Here is a 23,102-nt window from a genome sequence, read left to right as displayed (position 1 = left end):
GCATCATTCAGTTGCCGCGTCGGCCCTTTATGCGGACAATAGCCCGCTGTCGAATGTTGAATTAAGGAGTCTCCCTTGTCGCGTAGACGCGTCGTGGTAACCGGCCTGGGCATGTTGACCCCGCTGGGGAATACGGTTGAAAGCAGCTGGCAAGCGGCTTTGGCGGGCCAAAGCGGTATCGCCCCTATCGAACATATGGACGTGAGTGCGTTTGGCACCCGTTTTGGCGGTTCGATCCGCGATTTCGATATCGAGCCCTATATGTCGGCCAAAGAGGCGCGCAAGCTGGATCTGTTCATCCAGTACGGCATTGCGGCCTGCATTCAGGCACTGAATGATGCAGGGCTGGATATCACCGATGACAATCGTGACCGTATCGGTGTGTCCATGGGCTCCGGTATCGGTGGTCTGACCAATATCGAGCGCAACCACGAATTGCTGTTGAACAGCGGTCCGCGACGCATTTCGCCCTTCTTTGTGCCGGGCTCGATCGTTAACATGGTTGCCGGCTACCTGTCCATCCAGTATGGCCTGCGCGGTCCCAACTACGCCTTGACTACCGCTTGCACCACGGGTACCCACAGCATTGGCATGGCGGCGCGCAACATCGCCTATGGCGAAGCGGACGTGATGATTGCCGGTGGTTCCGAGATGGCAACCAGCGGTCTGGGTCTGGGCGGTTTCAGTGCGGCGCGGGCGCTGTCGACTCGTAATGATGAGCCGACCAAGGCCAGTCGTCCCTGGGACGCCGAGCGTGACGGCTTTGTCCTGTCCGACGGCTCCGGCGCTGTGGTGCTGGAAGAATATGAACACGCCAAGGCGCGTGGTGCGCATATCCATGCCGAGCTGATCGGCTTTGGCATGAGTGGCGACGGCTATCATATGACCGCACCTCCGGAAGATGGCCGCGGTGCTGCCATGTGCATGAGCAACGCTCTGCGTGATGCCGGTGTGCAGCTTGAGCAGGTGGGCTACATCAATGCTCACGGTACCTCCACTCTGGCCGGTGACCTGGCTGAAACCCGCGCAGTGGCCAGTGTATTCGGCGATCATGCTCGGGCGCTGGCCATGAGTTCGACCAAGTCCATGACCGGTCACCTGTTGGGCGCTGCCGGCGCGGTTGAAGCCATCTTCAGTATTCTGGCGCTGCGCGATCAGGTGGCTCCGCCGACCATCAACCTGGATAACCCAGGCGAGGGCTGTGATCTGGATTATGTGGCTCACGAAGCCCAGGCGCGACAGCTGGACGTAGCGGTGTCCAACTCCTTCGGCTTCGGTGGCACAAACGGCAGCCTGGTGTTCCGCCGTCTCTGATGAACATCACCGGGAAGGCCGCACCTACCGTAACCGACTGTCTGGTCAATGGTGTACCGGCCAGCCTCGTTTCGGTGCGGGATCGCGGCCTGGCCTACGGTGATGGGTTGTTTGAGACCATTCAGGTTCGCCGCGGCACGTCACCGCTGTCGGACTATCATTTCCGGCGTCTGGCCAGGGGCGCGCAGGTCTTGCGCCTGCCTTTGGATCTGACACTGATCCGTAGCGAAATCGAGCAACTGGCGAAGCAGATCGGCGATGGGCTCATCAAGCTGACGATCACGCGGGGCGAGTCCCTGCGTGGTTATGCCATGCCGCCGCAGCCAGAGCTTACGCGGATTCTGCAGTCCTCCCCACTGCCAGCCTACTCGCCACAGCATGCCGAGCAGGGCATCCGCCTCTATCCCTGCATGACCCGTTTGGGCAATCAGCCCCTGCTGGCCGGAATCAAGCATCTCAATCGACTGGAGCAGGTCCTGGCGCGCAGCGAGTGGCAAGGTGCTGCTTATGCCGAGGGGTTGGTCTGCGATCTCGCCGGCAACCCGATTGAAGGCACCATGAGCAATCTCTTTGTCCGCCTGGATGATTGCTGGCTGACGCCTGCGCTCGACCAGTGTGGGGTACGAGGCGTCATGCGGGACTTTCTGGTTGAGAATCTGGATGGGATGGGGGAGGGTGTGGTACAGCGGACAATCAGCCGTGACGAGCTACTGCGCAGCGCGGAAGTATTCTGCTGCAACAGCGTTTTCGGTGTCTGGCCGGTAGTCGCGCTGGAAGACAGGCAGTGGTCTGTCGGGCCTCACACACGGGTTATCCAAACCTTGGCAAAGCAGGTTTTAAGTTGAAGTTGTTTGTAAAGATATTTGCAAAAATCATTGTTTTAGCAGTGTTTTTTCTAGTTGCTGTTGGCGGCTGGGGTTATTTTACTCTGCAGTCAACGCTGGACCAGCCGCTGCGGATCGACGTCGCCGATACCCTGGAAGTGCCGGCCGGCAGCACGCCAGCCGGAGTTTTTGCCGGGCTGGAGCAGCGCGGGGTGATCGAGCGCGCCAACTGGGTGCGTCGTTATTGGCAGTGGCAGATGCCGGAAACGGTGTTGCAGGTAGGCGAGTACCGTCTTGAGCCAGAAATGACGGTGCAGCAGGTACTGGTGATGTTGCAGCGGGGTGAGGTGGTTCAGCGTAGCATTACCCTGGTCGAAGGCTGGAATTTCAATCAGTTCCGCGATGTGCTGGCACAGGCTGAACGTCTGGAGCAGACACTGCCGCGGGACTGGAGCAACGAACAGGTGATGGCGGAACTCGATCTTGCGGAAGACCACCCTGAAGGCCTGTTCTTCCCTGATACCTATCTGTATACCTTGGGCATGAGTGACCGTGACATTCTGCTGCGCGCCTATCAGCGCATGCAGGGGGTATTGGAGGCGGCTTGGGAGCAGCGCGTGGAAGGCCTGCCGATCGATAGTCCCTACGAGGCGCTTATTCTTGCCTCCATCATCGAGAAGGAGACAGGGGTGCCGCACGAGAGAGGCGAGATCGCCGGGGTGTTTACCCGTCGCTTGCAAAAGGGCATGCGCCTGCAGACCGATCCAACCGTTATCTATGGCATGGGCGAAAACTGGCAGGGCAATATCCGCCGCAGCGATCTGCGCCGGGCGACGCCTTACAATACCTACACCATCGATGGCCTGCCGCCGACGCCGATTGCCATGCCCGGCAGAGAGGCGTTACTGGCTGCGGTCAATCCCTTGCCCGGCAAGAGCCTGTTCTTCGTTGCCCGCGGAGACGGTTCCCACGTGTTTTCCGAAACGCTGCAACAGCATAACAAGGCTGTTCGTCACTATCAGATCCTGCGGCGGACACCTAATTATCGTTCCAGCCCGCCACCGGCAGGCTCCACAGACAACGGGACGGCGCAATGAGCGGACTGTTCATTACCTTTGAAGGCCCGGAGGGGGCTGGCAAGTCAACCAACCTCAAGGTCTTTGCCCAGGCTCTTGCCGAGCGTGGCTGTACGCCGCTGCTGACCCGTGAGCCAGGCGGTACCCCGGTTGCCGAGCGAATTCGCGAAGTCTTGCTCAGCCTGCATGAGGAGCCGATGCATGCCGATACCGAGCTGCTGCTGATGTTCGCTGCCCGTGCTCAGCATCTCAACAGCCTGATTCGCCCGGCGCTGGCCGAGGGCAGGGTGGTCATCAGTGATCGCTTCACCGATGCAACCTATGCCTACCAGGGCGGCGGTCGCGGTATAGACTCGCAGCGCATCGCGGCACTGGAAAACTGGGTTCAGGGCGATTTGCGTCCGGACCTGGTGATCATCTTCGATGTGCCAGTGGAGCTGGGTATGGCCAGGGCCAGAGCACGCAGCGAGCTGGATCGGTTTGAACGCGAGCAACAGGCCTTCTTTGAGGACGTCAGAAACACTTACCTGCAGCGCGCGATGGCTGATCCGCAGCGGTATCGGATAATCGATGCCAGCGGCGACCTGGCCTCGGTACGCGCCGCCATGCAGCCGCTGATTGACGAAGTGCTGGAGCGCAGCAATGGGTGATCAGGCGATAACGTCCTGTCCCTGGCATTTGCCGGTGTGGAACGTCCTCACCGCCGGTAGTCGTCATGCCCATGCATTTCTGTTCGCGGGCTTGCCCGGCGTGGGTAAGCGGATATTTGCCGAGGCTTTCGCAGCCTATCTGCTATGTCTCAGGCCGGAGGCTCAACGCGCCTGCGGGCAATGCCGCAGTTGCCAGTTGCGCCAGGCCGGCAGCCACCCGGACCGACTGCTGGTGGAGCCGGAAGAGCAGGGCAAGGCCATCCGTATCGATGTGATTCGTCAACTGGCGGATTTCATGGGGCAGACGGCGCAGCAGGGCGGCCGCAAGGTCGTGATTCTGCATCCGGCCGAAGCAATGAACCTGAACGCGGCCAATGCGCTGCTCAAGTCATTGGAAGAGCCCTCGGCGGAAACCTATCTTTTGCTGGTCAGCGATCAGCCCAGCCGGCTGCTGCCGACCATTCGCAGCCGTTGCCGGGTGCAATCGCTGATCACACCCAGTCACACTGATGCCATGGCCTGGCTGAGCCAGAGTCTGCCCGATCTGGATGCTGAGCAGCGTGCCGCCCTGCTGTTGATGGCCGGTGGCGCGCCATTGCGTGCTGTTACGCTGCATGAAATGGACGCCGCCAGTCTGCGACAACAGGTAGTGGAAGGGGTGAAGGAACTGTTGAAAAGCCAGCAATCGGCATCCCGGCTCGCCGAGCGTTGGCCAACCCTGCCGCTGGAGCTGCTGGCAGATTGGTTCTGCGACTGGACACTGGATCTGCTGCGCCTGAAAACCGGAGCAGCCGAAGAGCCACTCAACACCGATATGGCCAAGGTGTTACCGTACATGGCCCGCCACGTGCCCATGTCGGCCTTGCTCTCCTGGCAAAGCTGGTTGCTGGAGCATCGCGGCATGATTGTGGGCAAAGCCAACCTCAATCGGGTGCTGTTCATCGAAACCCTGCTGATCCAGTGGAAACAGCTGATGGAAAGACGCTAATCTGAACCTGCCGAAGTATCAAAAAAGGACAACGATATGAGCATTGCGACTGCGCCAGGACCCCGCAACGGCATTCTTTCACTGACCATCAAGGACAAGTCGGTGCTGTATGCTGCCTACATGCCCTTTGTAAAACATGGCGGGATGTTTATTCCCACCAACAAAGCCTATCAGCTGGGCGATGAAGTATTCATGTTGCTCAATCTGATGGAGGAGCCGGAAAAGATCCCGGTGGCGGGTAAGGTCATCTGGATTACACCGCGAGGCGCACAGGGCAACCGTGCGGCTGGTATCGGTGTGCAATTCAGTGATCAGGACAATACGGCCCGCAGCAAAATCGAAACCTACCTGGCCGGCGCGCTCAAGTCCGACCGCCCGACCCATACCATGTGACTATGCTGATAGATTCCCACTGCCATCTCGACCGACTCGATCTCACCGCCCACGACGGCTCCCTGGACAACGCCCTGAATGCCGCTCGCGAACGCGGCGTCGGCAAGTTTCTCTGCATCGGTGTGGATGCGGCCAATGCACCTGTGGTCAAGCAACTGGCCGAGCAATACAAAGATGTATGGTGCAGCGTGGGGATTCATCCATTGGACCTGGCTCGCAATGATCCGACCGATCTGGCTTGGCTGCTCGAGGCGCTGGACCACCCGCGGGTAGCGGCCATCGGCGAAACCGGCTTGGACTACCATTACCAGCCGGATATGGCTCAGGCGCAACAGGATTCCTTCCACTGTCATCTGCAGGCTGCCAGCACCACGGGCAAACCGGTGATCATTCACACCCGCGAAGCGCGGGCGGATACACTGAGCATGCTGCGTGAGGCTGATCTGGCGAATGCCGGGGTGCTGCACTGCTTCACTGAAGATTGGGATATGGCCCGCGCGGCGCTGGATATGGGTTATTACATTTCCCTGTCGGGTATCGTCACCTTCCGCAATGCCGAGGCGCTGCGGGAAGTAGCGCGGCGTATTCCCGCCGACCGGCTGCTGGTTGAGACGGACTCACCCTATCTGGCGCCCGTACCTCATCGTGGCAAGCCCAACGAGCCGCAGTTCGTCTGTGAAGTGGCGGCCTTTCTCGCTGAGCTGCGCGACGAGCCGCTGGAACGACTGTGGGAGAACACCACGGCAAACTTCCATCGGCTGTTCCCCCTGACAGCAGTCTGACTCAGCTGGTCAGCTTGCTGGCGATCTGCGCCACGTGCTTACCCTGATGGCGCGCAATGGCCAGTTCCCGGTCGTCCGGCTGGCGTGAGCCATCACCCCCGGCAATGGTGGAGGCACCATAGGGTGTGCCGCCGCCCACCTGCGACACGTCAAACAGTTCCGGGGTGGTATAGCCGATGGGCACTATGATCATGCCGTGGTGCGCCAGGGTGGTCCAGGTGGAGGTGATAGTCATCTCCTCACCGCCACCGGTGCCGGTGGACGTGAATACGCTGGCTATCTTGCCAGCCAATGCGCCCTTGGCCCAGAGGCCACCAGTCTGGTCGAAGAAGTTGCGCATCTGACCGGTCATGTTGCCGAAACGGGTCGGCGTGCCGACGATGATCGCATCGTAATCGGCCAGTTCGGCGGGGCTGGCTTCCGGAGCTTGCTGATCGGTCTTGCCACCCGCGGCGGCAAAGGCCTCGGCATTCATGGTTTCCGGGACGCGTTTGACTGTGACTTCAACCCCATCTGCGCTGCGCGCACCTTCGGCAATCGCACCGGCCATGGTTTCGATATGGCCGTACATGGAATGGTAGAGCACTAGTACCTTGGTCATTTCGTTTCCTCTTTTTCAGGGTCGCTGATCCAACCATTGGAGTCAGTCTTTTCCAGCTTTGTTCAGACAGTTACAGCTGCTTATGCAACATCCACCAGCACGATTTCACTCTCGTCTTCGGCGGTGAATCGCAGAAGGATTTCGTCTTGGATGGCGACTCCGTCTCCCATCTCGGCCTTCACGCCGTTGATGTCGACCCTGCCCGAGGCGGGTACCAGATACGCCTTGCGTCCCGGCGCAAGCTGATAGTCGGCTGTCTGACCGGCTTTTAGTGTGGCAGCGACCAGACGCGCATCCGCGCGGATCGGAAGGGCCTCGGCGTCCTCAGGCAAGCCGCTGGCCAGGGTGATGAAAGTACCGCTGCGCTCGTTCCTTGGAAACTGCCGGGTACCCCAGTTGGGCGGTAAGCCCTTTTCGTTGGGCAGGATCCAGATCTGGAAGAGTCGCGTTTCCTCATCTTCATGATTGAATTCACTGTGGGCGATGCCGGTGCCGGCGCTCATTACCTGTACATCACCGGCCACGGTGCGACCTTCATTGCCGAGGTGATCGCGGTGGGTAATGGCACCGGCGCGTACATAGGTGATGATTTCCATATCTCGGTGCGGATGTCCGGGGAAGCCCGAGTGGGGCGCGATGATGTCATCATTCCATACCCGCAGATGCCCCCAGTGCATGCGCTTGGGATCATGATATTCAGCAAAGGAGAAATGGTGGCGTGTTTCCAACCACCCATGCTGGGCGCCGCCGAGCTCTTGGTAAGGACGCAGTTCGATCATTGCATACCTCCTGTTCTATTGTAACCGCTCCATAAACCCCGCCTTGCAACGGGATCAGTAAACAGCGACCTGCCCGCAGTTCCAGGGTAGCAGAGCTTCCAGTTCTTCGGCGTTACTGGCCAGCGGCAGTCGTTCCAACACATACCGCAGCCAGGCATAGGGTTCCTGTCCGTTAGCCTTGGCGGTTTCGACCAGACTGTAGATTAGGGCGCTGGCGTGAGCACCCTTCGGCGTATCGCTGAACAGCCAGTTTTTACGACCGATGACGAATGGGCGGATGGCGCGCTCGGCAGGGTTATTGTCGATCGGTAGGTGCCCAGCCTCGGTGTAGCGGATCAGTTTGCTCCAGTTGCTGGCCAGATAGCCGACTGCTTTACCCAGTGCACTTTGCGGCGTTACCTGACCATGCGTCTTATCCAGCCAGGCTTTGAGCTGAGTCAGTACCGGTTCACTTTTCTGCTGGCGCAGCAGCAGGCGTTGCCCGGCGTTTACATCCTTGCCTTCACGCTCAATGCCGTACAGCTTGTTGATCAGGCTCAGCGCCATATCGGCGCGCCCGGTCTTACCTTTAGGCTGCGCTTTTTGTGCTTCGATGAACTTGCGTCGGGCATGCGCCCAGCAGCCCAGCCGTTCGATGCCGGCTTGTTCGGCCACGGCGTTGTAGCCCGCGTAGTCATCGGTCATCAGGTAGCCTTGATAGCCTTCAAGCAAGCGCAAGGGTACATCCTGGGCACGGCTGGATGTGTAATCAAACAGCACAACCGGATTATCGGGCGGCCCGCCCGTCTGCACCCACATCCAGGATTGACTGGTCGGATCACGATCCGGTTCTTTCAGCACTTGCAGGCGAGTTTCATCGCAGTGGATCAGTGGGCCCGCCAGCAGCCTGTCACGCATTAGGTTGACCAGCGGTTGCAGGTGCTCACTGCTCTGGATGACCCAGCGAGCCAGTGTTTGCCTGGACAGTTCGATGCCGTGGCGACTCAGCACTTTCTCGAAGCGGTGTAGCGGAACGCCATCGACATACTTGGTGGTTAGCAGCATGGCCAGTACGCTGGGGCTGGCCATGCTCTTTTCGATCAGTTGAGCAGGTTTATCGGCAGTGACCGGAGCGGTTTCACACCCCTTGCAGGCGTAGACCTTGCGGATGTGTTTAATCACCCGGATCTGCATCGGGATGATTTCCAGCTGCTCGCTGGTTTCTTCACCGATGGCCTGCTTACGGCAACCGCAGTCACAGGTCAGTTCATGCTCGGGCAGCTCATGTACCACTTCAATGCGCGGCAGTTCTGCTGGTAGCGGCTTACGCTTGCCACGCTTCTTCACCGATACGGGAGCAACCGTTTCTTCGTCATCTTCAGCGGATGTTTCATTGGCCAGGCTTTCGGCTTCGTTGAACATGCCCAGCTGCGGAGAATTCGGATCAGCACTTTGCTCTGACTTGCGCCCGAATAGACGCTGACGCAGCAGCGTGTTTTCTTCCTGCAACTGCGATACGCGAGATTGCATCTGCATCAGCAAATGCTTGAGCTGATCCGGGTCGTTCGGCAGGATGTCGGGGAGCGAAATCATGCCGTGGATTATACCAGCGTCAGGCTACATAACGCGGCCTCAACACCTTGTGCGGTCGGTTACGCCACAGGTCAAAACCGTCGAGCATCCAGTTCAACTCCTCTGCGGTCAGCTCGATAGCATCGTCCCGGATATCCGGTGGCGCCTTGAACCGTTCGGCCTCCAGACGCTTGAGCCAGAGACAGAAACCGTTGCGCTCCCAATAGAGGATCTTAACCCTGTTGCGCGCCCGGTTGAGAAACACAAACAGCACCGGGTCGAACGCCGCCGCCTTTATATCCAGCTCGACCAGGGCTGACAGCCCGTCGATGGACTTTCTGAAGTCCACCGGCTTCGGGTACAGGTAGACTTTTTTAACCTTGGCACCAGGGCGCATCATGAAAAAAACCTCCAGAGGGAATATCGGAGGTCAGCATGGCGCGAACAGAACGTTAGTTGTAGGTGGGGTTTATGGAGCGGTTACGTTCTATTGAGGTCGATAGAACAGGTTCGACCTGATGGAGTTATGATCTATCTGTTTAATGCCGGTTCATAGCGCAATTTTCGCCTCTTAATTATCTATTGATTCGATTTGTTGGCATGAGGAGCACTAAAAAAAGAACCCGAATTCCGGGGGAGAAATTCGGGTCAAGACCATTAGGAGTGATACAGAAACGGACAGGGTCCGTTTCTGTCAGGTGCAATACTTGGGGGAGGTACCGCACCTGATGTGATAAGTATTGCCGACTTTTACGACATTTCCAGTCGAATTGTCCTCTTCGTTAAATCTATTCGGAATAAGGGCGGCAGGCTTATCGTGACGCGTCAGTTCTGTCTTGAGTCAGAGCTCGTTTGAGAATGTTCAAGGCATTGTCCAGCACCTGTTGGGGTGTGTAGAAATGCGGCGACCAGCGAATACCACCGCCACGCTCGGCGCAGACCACACCGGCTTCTTTCAGCTGTTGGTACAACCAGGTGTTGTCACAGCCGGCGATGGTGAAGGTGACGATACCCGCGCGGCGCTCCGGTGCGGTTGGACTGAGGATGCGCATGCCGGTTATGCCGCCGAGCGACTGCAATAGATAGGCAGTACGCTGTTGCAGTGCTTCCTGGATCCGTTTGCTACCGACTTCGAGCAATAAATCCAGGCTGGCCGACAGCGCGTGCTGGGCCAGCGTATTGGGGCTGCCCGGCTCAAAACGTCGTGCGGTACTCGCGGGCACCCAATCTTCACGATCGTAATCACCCATGGCTTCGACCATGTGCCAGCCGAACTGGGTCAGTTTGAGGCGATCACGGGCGTCACGGCGGCAGTAGAAGACGCCCAGACCTTCAGGGCCAAGCAACCATTTATGTCCGTCAGCCATGGCAAAGTCACAATCGATAGCCTGCACATCGAAGGGTAGAGCGCCCAATGACTGGATGGCATCGACGCAGAACAGGATATTGCGCTCGCGGCAGGCGCGACCGAGGCGCTCCAGATCCATGCGCAGGCCGCTGGCATATTGCACGGAGCTGATACTCAGCAGACGGGTTGCCGGTCCCATTGCCGCTATCAGAGCGGCTTCGGGGTCCTCGCCATCGAGGCTGACCTGACGGACAATCACGCCGCGACCTTCCAGCGCCTGCCAGGGGATGCGATTGGAAGGGAATTCCTGGTCACTGAGCAGCACCTCATCTCCCGCCAGCCAGTCCAGCCCCATGGCCACCAGTGACAGGGCCTCGGAGGTGTTCTTCACCAGGGCGATATCCCCTTTGCTCGGTGCATTCAGCAGGGACTGAAACTGACCGCGAAGACGGTGTTCCAGCTGGATCCAGCGGGGATAGTCCTGTGCTCCTCGGGTGATGTTTTCCCGGGCGAATGCCGTGACTGCATCAGCCGCACGTTTCGGCCAGGGGGCTACGGCAGCATGGTTCAGATAGCAGAGGTGCGGGTCTTGGGGGAATTCAATATCCCACTGTAAATCATGGAGCATGGTCAGGTCCTGTCCAGGTTGCATTGGGTTTGATGATAGCGTGCCTGGCGATAAACGGAACGCGATATAGCTGGGGAGTGAATTTATGGTCATATAAATACCAGAAGTGTGCAACTGGTCATGAAATTGGCATAATGTATTCCCATCGTCACGCTCATGCAGGTAAGCAGATGCAGAAAGAATCACGCAAGGTTCGGGAATTCCAGCGTCGCGAACAGGAGATTCTGGCTTCGGCCTTATGTCTGTTCCTGGAGCAGGGAGAGGACAGCGTCACGGTTGAAATGATTGCCGATGACGTGGGGATCGGCAAGGGCACCATCTACAAGCATTTCAAGTCCAAGGCCGAAATCTACCTGCGGCTGATGCTCGATTACGAGCGCGATCTGGCCGAGCTGCTACATTCCGAGGATATAGAAGCGGATCGGGAGGCACTGTCGCGCGAATATTTTGCCTTTCGCATGAGTGATCCCGAGCGCTACCGCCTGTTTGATCGTCTTGAGGAAAAGGTGGTCAAGACCAACCAGATGCCGGAGCTGGTCGAGGAGCTGCACCGCATCCGTGCATCGAACTTCAACCATCTGACCGGCGTGATTCAAGAGCGGATAGATGAAGGCAAGCTGGAGGACGTCCCTGCGTACTTCCACTACTGCGCAGCCTGGGCGATGGTGCATGGCGCCATGTCCATGTATCACTCGCCGTTCTGGCAGGATGTGATCGAGGACAAAGAAGGCTACATGCAATTTCTGATGGATATCGGCGTGCGCATGGGTAACCGCTCCAAACGCAGGAAGGATGGCGAGCCTGTCTGAGGGCGGTTGGTGAACTTGGCGCGAAGCGGCAGGTCTACCGGGCAACCGATTTCAACAGGAATGCCCACTTGCCATCCTTACGTTCTGCCCTGTGCCTGATTGCCGCCTTGTCGGCAGTCCCCGCCGACGCGCGTGATTACCGTTATACCGACATGCACCTGCACTACGTGGATTTCTTTCAGGAAACCGACGGCATGGCGGAGTTGCTCCAGCAGATGGATAAGCACGGTATCCAGCACGTCATGATCAGTGGTGTGTCGGTAGCCAAGAAGTGGCATGAAGACGAACCCCGCCGGCCGCGTTATTACGCCGGCGATGATGCTGCCGTTTATTGGTACAGCGCCACCGATACGATAGTGGCCCATGCTCTGGAGCAGTTGGACGAGGAGCAGCGCCAGCGTTTCCATCCTTTCATGTCCGGTTTCAATCCCAATGACAAGAACGCTGACGAGCATGTTCGGCGCATGCTGGAAATGTATCCGGGCATGTGGCAGGGCATCGGTGAAGTATTCACCCGCCATGATGATCTGACCGCCCTGACTGCCGGCGACACGCCCCGGGCCAACAGCGAGGCGATGCACCGGGTCTACTACCTGGCGGCCGAATATGATCTGCCGGTCATGATCCACAGCAATATCACCTCCAAGCGCGAACGCAACCCGCTGTATCTGCCGGAGCTCGAAGAGCCCTTGCGCGACCATCCCCAGGTGCGTTTCATCTGGGCTCATGCCGGAACCAGTAAGGAGATTCATCGACATCAGGAAAAGCTCACATTCCTCCACGATGAGGTGGAGCGGCTGCTGGGTCTGTATCCGAACCTGTATATCGACCTGTCCTGGACCATGCTCGAGCCTTATCTGCTGGACAGCAAAGGCGAGCCGGATCCGCGCTGGCTGCAGTTGGTGGAGCGCTTCCCGGACCGCTTCATGATCGGCTCGGATGTGGTGGGCAAGTTCGGCAGCTTGGGGGAATACATGACCGGGTTCGACGTCTTCCTCGACGCCTTGCCCGAGGCGGTGGCGCACAAGGTGGCGGGGAGTAATTTCCTGGCGATACTACCGGCCGCCAAGCACGATGAATCGGAAGGGAAGGCGACTGCCGAAGCAGCAGCCGCCAGGTAGGGATCAGTTCACCTGTATTTTAGGTGGATTGGCCCAGTAAGCGCACTGATGGGTATCGCGGAAGTCGTCTATGGCTACCACAGCCGGGGTTGGTGCATCGAGACGCAGGATCTGACCGTCGCCGTTCAGTCGGGGCCATTCGATTGCCTCTGCGGCGCCATCGGTGGCGTTGGGGCCAATAGCCGGATCATCACCGTATTTGGCAAAGTTGACCCAATAACCAGCCATCTCCCGCGCCAGCGCCAGTTGGTTTTCGCCAGCGCCGCGCTCCTTCAAGGTGTCTTCTGAACTCAGTACGTACTGAATCTCGAAGGAGTGCGCTGCACCGAGCGGGAAGGGCACTGGTCCGATTATGCTTGGTGCGTTGCGGTCGGTGAACCAGTAACCCCAGGTATTCACCTTGCCTTGCAGCAGACCCCACTGTGTATCGTTGGGGCAGTTGAACCGCCAGTCGGTGCCGATGGCGGAATGGGCATCCATGAAGGGCGAGGCGCTGTCGGCGGCCAGGCTCTGGTTCAGATAATGCTGAGCGATACTGGCTACATCCAGCGTCGGATCTTCCGCAAGCAGCGTGGCAACTGCGGCCTGATAGCCTGCCGGGGTGGTGAAGTCGGCACCTTCCAGTGCGGCCAGCAGGCTGAACAGTGCGCCTTCATCCAGGTTGCTGCCCATCATCACTGGTATCTTGTTGAAATTGTCACTGGCCAGTGCCTGGTTGATGGATAGAGGTAAGGTCTCGGTGCCGGTGACGGGAAGAATATTACCGGGCTGGGCCGCCAGGATCTCGGCCACCGTCAGTTCTTTCAGGCAGGCCGGCAGTTGATCATCCGTCGCGTTTGCGCAATCGGTTTGCGCCACGGTGGGAACGCCGAAAAGTGTCTGACCCCCTGGAATGGTCACTGGGCCGTAAGCTGTGTCCGTCAGCGGAACCTGAGCGCCATTATAGGAGCCACTCTGCACTATGGCCTTGTGGAAAAGACCTGCTGCCTCCGGCGAAGCGATCTGACTCAGTACGCTGTGCCCACCCGCAGATTCGCCGAAAATTGTGACATTACCCGCATCTCCATCGAACCGCTCGATGTTGTTCTGCACCCATGCAAGCGCCAGCTGCTGATCCTGCAGCCCGAAGTTGGCGTCGCCCAGCGCGGCATGGGGCAGAAAGCCCAGTGCGCCCAGACGGTAGTTGAGTGTCACTACCACCACGTCCTGATCCACCAGCCTGACCGGGTCGTAACTGGCACCGCCGGAACCGTAGATGAAGGCGCCACCGTGAATCCACACCATCACCGGGTATTCGCCAGGCTCCTGCGGGGCATACACGTTCAAGAACAGACAGTTCTCATCCAGGCTTGCTTCACCAAAGGGGCTGTCGGCCTGCGGGCAGTTGGCACCGAAGGTCTCGCTCAGTTCAATGGCCTGCTGATGTGTCGGCGGCAACTCGGGCGCGGCGAAACGCTCGGCGACCCCGTAGCGGATGCCCCGGTACACACGCATGCCGTCATGCTCGATGCCGATATAGTCACCCTGTTCGGTGGTGACCTTCAGCGGGTTGGCGGGCGCGCCGCTGTCGCTGTTGCTCGATCCACCGCCGCCAGAAAGGCAGCCGCTCAGGCTGGCGGCCATCACCATGGCGGACAGAGAGGACAGGAGCAAGTGGGTGGGTGTGGTACTGGTTTTCTTAAGCATTGTTTTTATCCGTTTGATTATTCAGCCGAGGACCCTGGCACAACGCCTTCTATTGGCATGCAAACCTTAAAAGAATCGGCCAGTGCGCGCCAAACCCATACGGGTGATGGTAAAGAGGAAGGCGGGGAAGGAGTTCGACGGACTATCCTGTAAACTGCACGGCGAACTTTGTTATGGAGTGCTCCATGTCTGGTCAGGCCCGTTTTCCCATCGACTACATCGAGCCGGTATTCCGGCCGCCGAGCGAGGCGCATTCGCTGATCCTGCCGGTGACAAATGGTTGCTCGTGGAATCAGTGCACTTTTTGCGACATGTACACCGCGCCGCAGAAGAAATTTCGCGCGCGTGACGAGCAGCAGGTGCTGGATGAGATCCGCCGCAGTGGTGAGCAGTTGATCGTGCAACGGGTGTTTCTTGCCGACGGCGACGCCATGGTCCTGCCGACACACCGCCTGCTGCGTATTCTGCAGGCGATCCGCGAACACATGCCGGAAGTGCAGCGGGTGACCTCGTATTGCCTGCCGCGCAACCTGCGACGCAGATCCGTGGAGGAGCTCAGGGAGTTGCATGAAGCCGGCTTGCAGATGCTCTATGTCGGCGCCGAGTCCGGTGATGATGAAGTGCTCCAGCGCGTCAACAAGGGCGAGACCTTCGATTCCACCGCGGATGCTCTGTTGAAGGCCAAAGAGGCCGGGCTGAAGACATCGGTGATGATTCTCAATGGTCTGGGTGGGCACAGCCTGAGTGAGCAGCACGCGCTGAATTCGGCGCGGTTGATGAATCTGACCCAGCCGGACTTTCTATCCACCCTGGTGGTCAGCTTTCCCAATGGTCTGGCCCGTTACCAGGCGCAGTTTCCGGACTTTCAGCCACTGGATCAGGCTGGGCTGTTTCGTGAGATCGAACAGTTTCTGAATGCACTGGAGTTGACCGATACGGTCTTTCGCAGTGATCACGCCTCCAACTATCTGGTATTGAAAGGCGTGCTGGGCGCTGACAAGCCGCGCCTGCAGGCGCAGGTGCGCCAAGCCATCCAACAACCAGAACAAGCTGGGCTGCGCCCGGAACGGATGCGTGGACTATGAAAATGACCATAGGGCTATCCCGGATCACCGCCGTACTGGCGCTGGCATCGCTGGCGGTGGGCTGTACACCTTCGCAGATGAAGGAGGAAGGACGTTTCTACCTCAGTGACGCCGGGTTGCTGGATCGTTACCAGATCAGCCGCAGTGGCAACTTCCGCCTGCAGGCCGACTCCCGCCTCTATATCGCACAGAGTCATTTCGTGCCGGTCGGCCATGCCTATGCGCGGCCGAATATTCTTGCCGAGGAAGGCTTTGCCGCTGCGGTGCAGGTGTTCCCCATGGTGCGCCGCGCCGAGCAGCCGCTGGGGCTGGATGAGGCGCTGGCCCGGACCCGTCAGCAGGGGCTCGATTATCTGCTGTACACCCGCTTCGCCAGTGCTCAGAGCAGCGCCAGTGCGCAGCAGACAGCACAGCAGGCCAGCGATGGCGATGTGGGGCGTGATCAGGTGGTGCTGCAGTTGATGCTGCTGGAAGCCAGCACCGAACGGGTCATCGACTTTGCCACCATCAACAGTCGCACTGGCTTTCTCGCCTTCTACAAATCCCGCCCGGAAGATCTGCTGCGGGAACCGATGGAAGACTATACCCGTCAACTGCTGGGCAGCCGCTGAGCGGCCTGATCCACCCCGACATCGAGGCAAACCATGGACAATCGACAACCACCACCCCAATCGCTGCTCGACAGCCTGCCGGAATCAACTACGGGAGACGCCCGCGACCCGGCCCCGGTGCATCTGTGGCACCCGGAATTCATTGGCGAGCTGGACATGCATATCACCCGCGACGGCACTTGGTATCACGAAGGCGGGCCCATCAGCCGTAAATCGCTGGCGCAGCTGTTCTCAGGCATCCTGCGGCTGGATGAGGACGGTCGCTACTACCTGGTCACGCCGGTAGAGCGTTGGGCGATCAAGGTTGATGATGTGCCTTTCGTTGCGGTACGGCTGGAGGTGGAGGGGCAGGGCCGGGAACAGCGGCTGACATTCTTTACCAGCCTGGGCCACAGCATGGTGGCTGGCGAAGAGCATCCGATTACCGTCCGGGTCGATACCGATACCCATGAGCCGTCACCTTATGTGCTGCTGCGCAGTAATCTACAGGCGCTGATTCATCGCAATGTGTTCTATGAGTTGGCTGACCTGGCGGTCGATGAAAAGGTTGAGGGTCAGTCGCGCATCGGCGTCTGGAGTGACGGCATTTTCTTTCCGATAGATGGCTCGGTGGCCTCCGCCTGAGCCTTTGCGGCGTCCGCGCAAGTCAAGCCCCTTGAAGTGAAAATCAGTCTTTCTTTGCTGTTGATATTAACTATATCTGGGGCTAGGATTCGCACTTATGCACAACCAGTAGTGGTTTTCGGGCGCAGGGAAGAGGCGGCGCGCGCGTTTGTCAAGCCCGTAAAACACTGATTCCAGGAGAATATGATGAGTCAAACAGCCAAGGTTCAACGTCTGCATAATGTCGTAACCAGCCTCCCCATGCAGCCGGCCTCGGAAGATATCTGGGATACCAAATATCGGCTCAAGACCAAGGAAGGTGTCGCCATCGACCAGACTGTCGATGAGACCTATCAGCGGGTCGCCCGCGCCTTGGCCGAGGTCGAGCTTCCGAAGCTGCGCGAAGAGTGGCACGACAAGTTTCTCTGGGCGCTGCGCCACGGTGCGATCCCCGCTGGCCGAATCACTTCCAATGCCGGCGCGCTGGCGCACAAGCCCGCCACCTCGACCATCAACTGCACCGTGTCGGCGACCATCGGCGACTCCATGGACGACATCCTGTCCAAGTTGCATGAGGCCGGTCTGACGCTGAAGGCCGGCTGCGGCATCGGCTATGAATTCTCCACTCTGCGGCCCCGCGGTGCTTATGTATCCGGCGCTGGCGCCTATACTTCCGGCCCGCTGTCGTTCATGGATATCTACGACAAGATGTGCTTCACCGTATCGTCGGCTGGCGGCCGTCGTGGCGCGCAGATGGCGACTTTCGATGTCGGTCATCCGGATGTGGCGGACTTCATCCGCGCCAAGCGTGAGGGCGGTCGCCTGCGCCAGTTCAACCTGTCGCTGCTGATCACCGAGGAGTTCATGCAGGCGGTGGAGGCCGACAGCGAGTGGAAGCTGGCCTTCCCGCTGAGCGAAGGGGAGGCCGAAGCTGATGGCGTGGACATCAATGATCCCAAGCAGGTGATCTGGCGCGAATGGCCCAGCAACGAGCGTTACGTCACCCGCGAAGATGGCCTGATCGCCTGCCGGGTGTTCCGCACCATGAAGGCGCGGCGCATCTGGGACATGATCATGACCTCCACCTACGACTTCGCCGAGCCGGGCTTCATCTTGATAGACCGGGTCAACCAGATGAACAACAACTGGTTCTGCGAAGAGATCCGCGCCACGAACCCCTGTGGTGAGCAGCCGCTGCCGCCCTATGGCGCCTGCCTGCTGGGCTCGATCAACCTGACCCTGTTTGTGCGCGATCCCTTCACTGAAAAGGCGCGGTTCGACTGGGACGAGTATCGCAAGGTAGTCGACATCTTCACCCGCATGCTGGACAACGTGGTCGAGATCAACGGCCTGCCACTGGAAGAGCAGCGCAACGAGATCTTCCGCAAACGCCGTCACGGCATGGGCTTCCTTGGCCTGGGTTCGACCATGACCATGCTGCGCATGCGCTATGGCGATGCCGCATCGCTGGAATTCACCGAACAGGTGTCGAAGGAAATGGCCCTGCAGGGCTGGCGCACCGGCCTGAAACTGAGCGAAGAGAAAGGCCCGGCGCCGATCATGGAAGAAGAGTTCACCGTGACCGGGGCCATGCTGGCTAAGCGTCCGGAAATGAAGACGGACGGTTTCAAGATCGGCCAGAAGGTCAAGGGCAAGGTGCTGTGGGCCAAATACAGCCGTTACATGCAGCAGGTCGCGGGTGAGGACGCGGCACTGGTCGAGGCACTGACCGAGCACGGCTCGCGCTTCACTCACCACAGCTCGATTGCTCCGACCGGGACCATTTCCCTGTCGTTGGCTAACAACGCCTCCAATGGTATCGAGCCGAGCTTCGCCCATCACTATTTCCGTAACGTGATCCGCGCAGGCAAGAAGTCCAAGGAAAAGGTCGATGTGTTCAGCTTCGAGTTGCTGGCCTACCGCGAATTCATCGATCCCCAGGCGCTGCCGGACATGGAAGCCGCCTCGCGCAACCTGCCGGAGTACTTCATCGCCGCCGATGACGTGAAGCCCACCGAGCACGTGGACGTGCAGGCGGCGGCGCAGAAGTGGATTGACTCGTCGATCTCCAAGACTGCCAACGTGCCGACGGATTATCCCTACGAGGATTTCAAGGACATCTACCTGTACGCTTACCACAAGGGGCTGAAAGGCTGCACGACCTTCCGTTTCAACCCGGAAGCCTTCCAGGGCGTACTGGTGAAGGAGCAGGATCTGGCCAACACCACCTATCGCTTCAAACTGGAAGACGGCAGCATCATCGAGGCCAAGGGTGGAGAAGAGATCGAATACGACGGCGAGATGCACTCGGCAGCCAACCTGTATGATGCGCTCAAGGAAGGCTATTACGGCAAGTTCTGAGCCGCTGGCGCCCAATTGACGACCTGGTAACAATACAAATACAGCCCTGCCGTATTGCAGGGCAAGGAAGATGGACATGGCACTCAAGATAACCAGCAAGATTGTCGACTACGCAGTGGTCAAGCCGGACGAGCCGGCCAAGGCGCCCGAACCGGCTGCGCCGACTTACGTCGAGATGCATGAGAAACTCAAGCGCCCCGAGTTCCTCGAAGGCTCGACCTACAAGATCAAGACCCCGACCTCCGAGCATGCCATCTACGTCACCATCAATGACGTGGTGCTCAACCCCGGCAGCGACCACGAGACCCGCCGCCCCTTCGAGATCTTCATCAATTCGAAGAACATGGAGCATTACCAGTGGATTTCGGCGCTGACGCTGATCATCTCTGCGGTGTTCCGCAAGGGCGGTGACTGCACCTTCCTGGTCGAGGAGCTGAACAGCGTATTCGACCCCAAAGGCGGCTACATGAAGCGCGGAGGCCGCTGGATGCCCTCGCTGGTGGCAGAAATCGGCGATGTGCTGGAGCAGCACCTCAAGCGCATCGGCATGCTTGAAGACGAGATGGACGAGCACCAGCGCGCCTATCTGGAACAGAAGCGCGCCGAGTTCCTCAGTGCCAGCGCACCGGCGCAGGCCGCAGCCGATTGCGATGACAGTGCCGAAGCCTATCCCGCCGGTGCGCAGATGTGCGGCAAGTGCCACACCAAGGCGGCAGTACAGATGGACGGTTGTCTGACCTGTCTGGCTTGCGGTGACAGCAAGTGCGGTTGATCTACTGACCTTCCTGCTGCGCCGGTCCCTCCGGCGCAGTGTCTCTTTCGTGCATGATTTTCTACCCGCTGACCGCTGTTTTCCCCGCCTTACTCATATCTGAAACACCTTTTCCCGCTGCAAGTCAGCAAAGCCGCTGTCGCCAGCCAACTGTATCAATTTCGAGACTACCCGGAATCCGGGATCTACTCGGTGTTCTGCGGCTTACAGGCGGATTCTGTGTAGCTTCCTGTCGCTGGCTGTTTCAAGAGTGAAACACTCGCCTCGCTCGGAGCGTCTGTGGTTATTATAAGTGCTTGAAATTAAATAGTATTCTATTTCCGGCACGGACATTGCTCCTATCCAAGTCATGAAGGGTATCACTTACAACAACAGCCAATTCGGACGCCATGTCATGAGAACGTACTTGTCCTCACTGAAGATCCAGATGCTGGTTTGCCTGATGGGGATGCTGATCTGTGTGGTGAGTCATCTGCCGGCGTATGGCGCAGATGGTGACATTATCATCTCCAGACAGGTGCAGCCCCGTGCTGCGGTGCGCCAGGAGCTGAAGCCGGACCCGCGTCCCCAGGTAGCCAATCCCAGACGGGATGTGTTGCTCAACAAGGCGCTGACCTCCGGCCTGGCTCCGATGGAACTCTCCGATACTGATTTTGCCGGCATCAATAGTGGGAGCCGCTTCACTGAGGTGTTCAGCGTGCTGCCTGCCGGTGGGGCGATGAACCCGGCCCCCAGCGCAGCAGGCGCCAAGGGCTTTAATTCAGCCGGGCATGGCGGTGGTGCTGCGGGGCGCGCCGGGGGCCAGGTCGGCCGTAGCGTCCAGCAGGGTCTGCGGCCGCTGCAGATATTGCGGAGCCGCTGAGATGAGCATTCGATTATCGGTGACGGGTCTTGGCTTGCTGTTGACAGTGGGAGCACAGGCAGCGGGAACCGAGGTCAGTATTGACAGCAGTGCGGCACATTATCAAGGCAACCTGATGATCAATCAGGCGAGCGGCGAGCTGCAACAGCAGGTCAATGCCCGGGCCATCTCAGCGGGTGCCATGCCTGCGGTAAGCGTGGGGCAGCATCGCGAGGGTGAGTTTGCGATCGACGCAGGAGCTGATCTGCGCGCGCATATCCATGGCGCATCATTCAGCGATGGCAACGGCGTTCTGGGGATCAATCAGGGCGCTGGCGCAGGTAATCAGCAGATCAATGGTTTTCGGCTCGGCGCAGGTGCGCGGCCCGAAAGCCTCGACGACAGTGTGCTGGCGCAAAGCGCTGCGGGGTCGTCGTTCAATTCAGCTGCGGAGCTACACGGGGCAGGGGAGCGTCTGGTCGAGATAGATGACCAGGCATTCTCCGAAAGCCGCGGTGTGGTTCAGCTGAATCAGGGTGCGGGGGTTGGCAACCGAATGGTCAACAACCTCAGCATCCGGATGGTGGAGTAGTTGTATACGCAGTTCCTACTGATACTGAATTGATAGCCACACAAGGAATAGATCATGAAAACAACAAGCAAGCTTGCACCTCTCGCGTTCGCCGTCGCTGCGACCCTGTCATTTGGCGCCATGGCTGCTGGTGGTGGTCACCATCACGGGCCTGGCAATGGCAACAATCAACCGGAGGGCGAACCATCCATGTCCGCGGCATCGATCCTCGATGTTCAGGTCAGCCTGGGCAACCGCGTGGATAATGACGGCACCGAAAACAACGCCTTGGTGCAGGATGCTCTGCATAACTCCTCCGGTAACGCCGGGGTCAACGTCGCTGCCGGTGATACCAACCAGCAGGCCAACGCCGCTGCGATCTCCACAGCCGATGCTGATTTTGTCTTCGGCAATACCGCCACCTCCACTATCGCTGTTGGTCAGGTCAATGCCGGTAACACGCTGGCGAACCTGGATGTCACCAACAATGCGAAAGTGAACAACACGGCCAACAACTACTCGGGTAACCTCGGGTTGAACGTGGCTGCTGGTGGTTTCAACCAGCAGAAGAACGATGTGACCATCGCTTCTTCCGAACAAGCACAGAACGCAGAGGCGTCGATCGAAGTCATGCAGCTGGCGGTTTCCAGCACCACCTACAACGGAGTTGAGGCCGGCGACTCCAGTCTCAGTACGGTCGCTTCAGGTTATGGCGGGCACTGGGGCGGAGGTCACCCTGGCCAGCAACCCACCACCAACCAGGATGTACAAAACAACGCCAACCTGCTCGGATCGCTCAACAGCGTGTCGGGTAACGTAGGTGTGAACGTGGCTGCTGGCGGCACCAACCAGCAGAGCAACTCGCTGTCCATCGCTGCCGGCTGCTACGCCTGCCCGTAAGCGATACCGGACCCGGGTCTCCCGGGTCCTTTCTGATTATGGCCCACGGTCTTTCTGACTATGAACAGGTGCGAACAATGAAGCACCCATTGATTCTGCTGCTGAGCAGCTTTCTGATCCCACTTTGTTGTATGCCGTTGCAGGCCGCGCAGAAGCCCTTTGCGGTCTTGCCCGGTGGAGGGTTGGTGTTCAAATCAGTGGAGAGCATGCGTGAGCGACGCTTCACCAATCTGGTGCAGCAACAAACCGATTTCAGTTGTGGTGCAGCTGCCATGGCGACCTTACTGAATGAAGCCTACGGGCGGGATTTCAGTGAAGAGAAGGTGATTCAGGGCATGTTGGCAGGCGCCGATGTGCAGCAGGTGCAGAGCATGGGGTTTTCCATGCTGGATATGAAGCGATATGCGGAGACTCTGGGATTGCGAGCTCGCGGGTATCGATTGCAGCCAGCTCAACTGTCAGAAGTCAAAATACCCTCCATTGTATTGATCGATGTCCGTGGCTACCGGCACTTCGTGGTCATGCAAGCCAGCAATGATGGTTGGGTATACATCGGCGATCCGGTGCTGGGGCACAAGAAGATGACGCTCGACGAATTCGCTCAGGGCTGGAACGGCATTCTGTTCGCCCTTATTGGGCCCGGCTATGACCGGGAAAACGCGCTACTGACACCGCCGGAGCCGTTAACGGCGCGTCATCGACTGGACCGATTCAGCCCGGTGAAGGATGCCGAACTGATGGAGTTCGGCTTTCTGCAGAGTGATTTTTTCTGAATGTTCTGCACACAGGTAGCAGGTGTCAACGGACA

Annotated in this window: 24 protein-coding genes; 18 read left to right on the top strand and 6 right to left on the bottom strand. The window is 58.9% G+C overall.

Annotated features, from left to right (window positions below; translation table 11 throughout):
• Positions 1-75: 75 nt before the first annotated feature.
• Genes fabF through BLU11_RS08830 form a run of 7 tightly spaced genes read left to right on the top strand, consistent with a single transcriptional unit; the run spans position 76 to position 6,027 of the window.
• Positions 76-1,314, top strand: a complete 1,239-nt coding sequence (gene fabF / locus BLU11_RS08860) for a beta-ketoacyl-ACP synthase II (protein WP_090273000.1) — start codon at positions 76-78, stop codon at positions 1,312-1,314.
• Positions 1,314-2,159: an aminodeoxychorismate lyase gene (pabC, locus tag BLU11_RS08855; RefSeq protein ID WP_090272999.1), complete on the top strand. Its 846-nt coding sequence runs from the start codon at positions 1,314-1,316 to the stop codon at positions 2,157-2,159. The genes fabF and pabC overlap by 1 nt, the downstream gene beginning before the upstream one ends.
• Positions 2,160-2,173: 14 nt before the next feature.
• The gene (gene mltG, locus BLU11_RS08850) at positions 2,174-3,235 is read left to right on the top strand and encodes an endolytic transglycosylase MltG (protein ID WP_407920252.1); all 1,062 of its coding nucleotides are present in this window, start codon (positions 2,174-2,176) and stop codon (positions 3,233-3,235) included.
• Positions 3,232-3,864, top strand: coding sequence for a dTMP kinase (gene tmk / locus BLU11_RS08845; protein WP_090272998.1), 633 nt, complete (start codon positions 3,232-3,234; stop codon positions 3,862-3,864). Before mltG ends, tmk begins: the two co-directional genes overlap by 4 nt.
• Positions 3,857-4,852 carry a DNA polymerase III subunit delta' gene (locus BLU11_RS08840; protein ID WP_090272997.1) on the top strand — a complete coding sequence of 332 codons (996 nt, stop codon included), beginning with the start codon at positions 3,857-3,859 and terminating at the stop codon, positions 4,850-4,852. The genes tmk and BLU11_RS08840 overlap by 8 nt, the downstream gene beginning before the upstream one ends.
• Positions 4,853-4,888: 36 nt before the next feature.
• Complete coding sequence (locus BLU11_RS08835) at positions 4,889-5,245, top strand: PilZ domain-containing protein (protein ID WP_090272996.1); 357 nt, start codon at positions 4,889-4,891, stop codon at positions 5,243-5,245.
• Between the two features lie 2 nt (positions 5,246-5,247).
• On the top strand, positions 5,248-6,027 hold the full coding sequence (locus BLU11_RS08830; protein WP_090272995.1) for a TatD family hydrolase: 780 nt from the start codon (positions 5,248-5,250) through the stop codon (positions 6,025-6,027).
• Between the two features lies 1 nt (position 6,028).
• Here BLU11_RS08830 and wrbA read toward each other — a convergent pair whose 3' ends face one another.
• The 5 genes from wrbA to BLU11_RS08805 form a co-directional block, all read right to left on the bottom strand.
• Positions 6,029-6,628, bottom strand: coding sequence for an NAD(P)H:quinone oxidoreductase (wrbA, locus tag BLU11_RS08825; RefSeq protein WP_090272994.1), 600 nt, complete (start codon positions 6,626-6,628; stop codon positions 6,029-6,031).
• Between the two features lie 80 nt (positions 6,629-6,708).
• On the bottom strand, positions 6,709-7,407 hold the full coding sequence (locus tag BLU11_RS08820; RefSeq protein ID WP_090272993.1) for a pirin family protein: 699 nt from the start codon (positions 7,405-7,407) through the stop codon (positions 6,709-6,711).
• A gap of 54 nt (positions 7,408-7,461) precedes the next feature.
• Positions 7,462-8,979, bottom strand: coding sequence for an IS66 family transposase (gene tnpC, locus BLU11_RS08815; RefSeq protein WP_090271992.1), 1,518 nt, complete (start codon positions 8,977-8,979; stop codon positions 7,462-7,464).
• A 19-nt stretch (positions 8,980-8,998) separates the two neighbouring features.
• Positions 8,999-9,358, bottom strand: a complete 360-nt coding sequence (gene tnpB, locus BLU11_RS08810; RefSeq protein ID WP_231702264.1) for an IS66 family insertion sequence element accessory protein TnpB — start codon at positions 9,356-9,358, stop codon at positions 8,999-9,001.
• Positions 9,359-9,770: 412 nt separating this feature from the next.
• The gene (locus BLU11_RS08805) at positions 9,771-10,934 is read right to left on the bottom strand and encodes an aminotransferase class V-fold PLP-dependent enzyme (protein ID WP_090272992.1); all 1,164 of its coding nucleotides are present in this window, start codon (positions 10,932-10,934) and stop codon (positions 9,771-9,773) included.
• Between the two features lie 170 nt (positions 10,935-11,104).
• On the opposite strand from BLU11_RS08805, the gene BLU11_RS08800 reads away from it, so the two are divergent.
• Positions 11,105-11,743, top strand: coding sequence for a TetR/AcrR family transcriptional regulator (locus BLU11_RS08800; RefSeq protein WP_090276359.1), 639 nt, complete (start codon positions 11,105-11,107; stop codon positions 11,741-11,743).
• 68 nt (positions 11,744-11,811) lie between these two features.
• A complete protein-coding gene (locus BLU11_RS08795; RefSeq protein WP_231702296.1) occupies positions 11,812-12,864 on the top strand; it encodes an amidohydrolase family protein in 1,053 nt (350 codons plus the stop codon).
• 3 nt (positions 12,865-12,867) lie between these two features.
• Here the strand turns inward: BLU11_RS08795 and BLU11_RS08790 are convergent, their stop codons facing one another.
• Positions 12,868-14,550: a carboxylesterase/lipase family protein gene (locus BLU11_RS08790; RefSeq protein ID WP_090272991.1), complete on the bottom strand. Its 1,683-nt coding sequence runs from the start codon at positions 14,548-14,550 to the stop codon at positions 12,868-12,870.
• Positions 14,551-14,735: 185 nt separating this feature from the next.
• Between BLU11_RS08790 and BLU11_RS08785 the strand changes: the two genes are divergently transcribed.
• The 9 genes from BLU11_RS08785 to BLU11_RS08745 all read left to right on the top strand — a co-directional run bounded on the left by BLU11_RS08785 (position 14,736) and on the right by BLU11_RS08745 (position 23,067).
• Positions 14,736-15,635 carry a radical SAM protein gene (locus tag BLU11_RS08785; protein ID WP_090272990.1) on the top strand — a complete coding sequence of 300 codons (900 nt, stop codon included), beginning with the start codon at positions 14,736-14,738 and terminating at the stop codon, positions 15,633-15,635.
• Positions 15,632-16,246, top strand: a complete 615-nt coding sequence (locus BLU11_RS08780; RefSeq protein WP_231702295.1) for a DUF4823 domain-containing protein — start codon at positions 15,632-15,634, stop codon at positions 16,244-16,246. Before BLU11_RS08785 ends, BLU11_RS08780 begins: the two co-directional genes overlap by 4 nt.
• Positions 16,247-16,279: 33 nt before the next feature.
• On the top strand, positions 16,280-16,870 hold the full coding sequence (locus BLU11_RS08775; RefSeq protein ID WP_090272989.1) for a DUF1285 domain-containing protein: 591 nt from the start codon (positions 16,280-16,282) through the stop codon (positions 16,868-16,870).
• A gap of 183 nt (positions 16,871-17,053) precedes the next feature.
• Positions 17,054-19,210 carry an adenosylcobalamin-dependent ribonucleoside-diphosphate reductase gene (locus BLU11_RS08770; RefSeq protein ID WP_407920232.1) on the top strand — a complete coding sequence of 719 codons (2,157 nt, stop codon included), beginning with the start codon at positions 17,054-17,056 and terminating at the stop codon, positions 19,208-19,210.
• A gap of 76 nt (positions 19,211-19,286) precedes the next feature.
• Positions 19,287-19,982: a TSCPD domain-containing protein gene (locus BLU11_RS08765; protein ID WP_090272987.1), complete on the top strand. Its 696-nt coding sequence runs from the start codon at positions 19,287-19,289 to the stop codon at positions 19,980-19,982.
• Positions 19,983-20,388: 406 nt separating this feature from the next.
• Positions 20,389-20,844 (top strand): hypothetical protein, encoded by a 456-nt coding sequence (locus BLU11_RS08760; RefSeq protein ID WP_090272986.1) that lies wholly within the window; start codon positions 20,389-20,391, stop codon positions 20,842-20,844.
• Between the two features lies 1 nt (position 20,845).
• Complete coding sequence (locus BLU11_RS08755; protein ID WP_090272985.1) at positions 20,846-21,415, top strand: hypothetical protein; 570 nt, start codon at positions 20,846-20,848, stop codon at positions 21,413-21,415.
• Between the two features lie 54 nt (positions 21,416-21,469).
• On the top strand, positions 21,470-22,294 hold the full coding sequence (locus BLU11_RS08750) for a hypothetical protein (RefSeq protein WP_090272984.1): 825 nt from the start codon (positions 21,470-21,472) through the stop codon (positions 22,292-22,294).
• A 68-nt stretch (positions 22,295-22,362) separates the two neighbouring features.
• Positions 22,363-23,067 (top strand): C39 family peptidase, encoded by a 705-nt coding sequence (locus BLU11_RS08745; RefSeq protein WP_407920251.1) that lies wholly within the window; start codon positions 22,363-22,365, stop codon positions 23,065-23,067.
• Positions 23,068-23,102 lie beyond the last annotated feature (35 nt).

This window comes from Halopseudomonas litoralis, from assembly GCF_900105005.1.
In the GTDB taxonomy this organism is placed as follows: Bacteria; Pseudomonadota; Gammaproteobacteria; order Pseudomonadales; family Pseudomonadaceae; genus Halopseudomonas; species Halopseudomonas litoralis.
Note: the sequence above shows the minus strand (reverse complement) of the source record. Positions and strands in the feature narration are given on the sequence as shown.

Excerpts from the sequence above, each read along its gene's own strand:
- tnpB (WP_231702264.1), bottom strand. The coding sequence starts at position 9,358 with ATGATGCGCCCTGGTGCCAAGGTTAAAAAAGTCTACCTGTACCCGAAG.
- BLU11_RS08765 (WP_090272987.1), top strand. The coding sequence starts at position 19,287 with ATGGCACTCAAGATAACCAGCAAGATTGTCGACTACGCAGTGGTCAAG.
- BLU11_RS08750 (WP_090272984.1), top strand. The coding sequence starts at position 21,470 with ATGAAAACAACAAGCAAGCTTGCACCTCTCGCGTTCGCCGTCGCTGCG.
- tmk (WP_090272998.1), top strand. The coding sequence starts at position 3,232 with ATGAGCGGACTGTTCATTACCTTTGAAGGCCCGGAGGGGGCTGGCAAG.
- BLU11_RS08835 (WP_090272996.1), top strand. The coding sequence starts at position 4,889 with ATGAGCATTGCGACTGCGCCAGGACCCCGCAACGGCATTCTTTCACTG.
- BLU11_RS08820 (WP_090272993.1), bottom strand. The coding sequence starts at position 7,407 with ATGATCGAACTGCGTCCTTACCAAGAGCTCGGCGGCGCCCAGCATGGG.
- BLU11_RS08775 (WP_090272989.1), top strand. The coding sequence starts at position 16,280 with ATGGACAATCGACAACCACCACCCCAATCGCTGCTCGACAGCCTGCCG.
- BLU11_RS08785 (WP_090272990.1), top strand. The coding sequence starts at position 14,736 with ATGTCTGGTCAGGCCCGTTTTCCCATCGACTACATCGAGCCGGTATTC.
- BLU11_RS08800 (WP_090276359.1), top strand. The coding sequence starts at position 11,105 with ATGCAGAAAGAATCACGCAAGGTTCGGGAATTCCAGCGTCGCGAACAG.
- BLU11_RS08780 (WP_231702295.1), top strand. The coding sequence starts at position 15,632 with ATGAAAATGACCATAGGGCTATCCCGGATCACCGCCGTACTGGCGCTG.
- BLU11_RS08840 (WP_090272997.1), top strand. The coding sequence starts at position 3,857 with ATGGGTGATCAGGCGATAACGTCCTGTCCCTGGCATTTGCCGGTGTGG.
- BLU11_RS08790 (WP_090272991.1), bottom strand. The coding sequence starts at position 14,550 with ATGCTTAAGAAAACCAGTACCACACCCACCCACTTGCTCCTGTCCTCT.
- tnpC (WP_090271992.1), bottom strand. The coding sequence starts at position 8,979 with ATGATTTCGCTCCCCGACATCCTGCCGAACGACCCGGATCAGCTCAAG.
- BLU11_RS08770 (WP_407920232.1), top strand. The coding sequence starts at position 17,054 with ATGATGAGTCAAACAGCCAAGGTTCAACGTCTGCATAATGTCGTAACC.
- pabC (WP_090272999.1), top strand. The coding sequence starts at position 1,314 with ATGAACATCACCGGGAAGGCCGCACCTACCGTAACCGACTGTCTGGTC.
- BLU11_RS08830 (WP_090272995.1), top strand. The coding sequence starts at position 5,248 with ATGCTGATAGATTCCCACTGCCATCTCGACCGACTCGATCTCACCGCC.
- BLU11_RS08755 (WP_090272985.1), top strand. The coding sequence starts at position 20,846 with ATGAGCATTCGATTATCGGTGACGGGTCTTGGCTTGCTGTTGACAGTG.
- wrbA (WP_090272994.1), bottom strand. The coding sequence starts at position 6,628 with ATGACCAAGGTACTAGTGCTCTACCATTCCATGTACGGCCATATCGAA.
- BLU11_RS08805 (WP_090272992.1), bottom strand. The coding sequence starts at position 10,934 with ATGCTCCATGATTTACAGTGGGATATTGAATTCCCCCAAGACCCGCAC.